1 protein-coding gene is annotated in these 674 nt (G+C 35.6%); it reads left to right on the forward strand.

Going from position 1 to position 674, the window contains the following annotated elements; genetic code table 11:
* Positions 1–143: 143 nt before the first annotated feature.
* Positions 144–674, forward strand: a 531-nt coding sequence (locus GMD1S_RS08615; RefSeq protein WP_001242087.1) for a hypothetical protein, incomplete at its 3' end; no start/stop codon positions are given.

The raw sequence follows: 674 nt of genomic DNA on the forward strand, positions 1-674 counted from the left end.
TTTGATGAAGCAAATGAGATGAGTTTGGAAGAAATTCAAACGATTGATGCTATTGACGATCCCATCTGGGAAGAATTGGATAAGAAGCGTGAGGAGTACATCCAAATCCATGGTGAACGTGTGTTTGACGACGAGGAAGACGAGTGAGACTATATATCAAAAGTGACTTTAAGAAAAAAATAACATTTACCACTAGAGAGCTTGTTTGGAAAATGTGGTTTAAAGAAAGAAATGGTCAAAAAATAAGTTTCTCAAATGTCGGGGATGATGAGATGTTGCAAAATGACTTCTATTTATCTTTGAGGTTAGATAAGTGGGGAGCAAGTGGCTCTCGTTGGAAAGATGCCAAGGTTAAAGGTGGCAGTGCAATAAATTCCCAAAAATATGAAAATATTGATTTGGATTATGAGGGAAGTTATGAAAGCGACGGTAGAGAAAAGGGAAAATATCTAAGAATCGCTTCTAATTATTTGGATGTTTTAACAGTTGATAAACGTGCTATGTATATTATGGCGCTTGAAATTGCGATTGCTATTGATGGACAAATTAGTGAAGATGATAAGAAAACATGGCTAACAATCGAGGAATTCAAGGAAAAGTACCAAGATATCTTATCTCTAACCTTTGATGAAGCAAATGAGATGAGTTTGGAAGAAATTCAAACGATTGATGCT

It is taken from the genome of Streptococcus sp. GMD1S, from assembly GCF_000296875.1.
Classification (GTDB): domain Bacteria; phylum Bacillota; class Bacilli; order Lactobacillales; family Streptococcaceae; genus Streptococcus.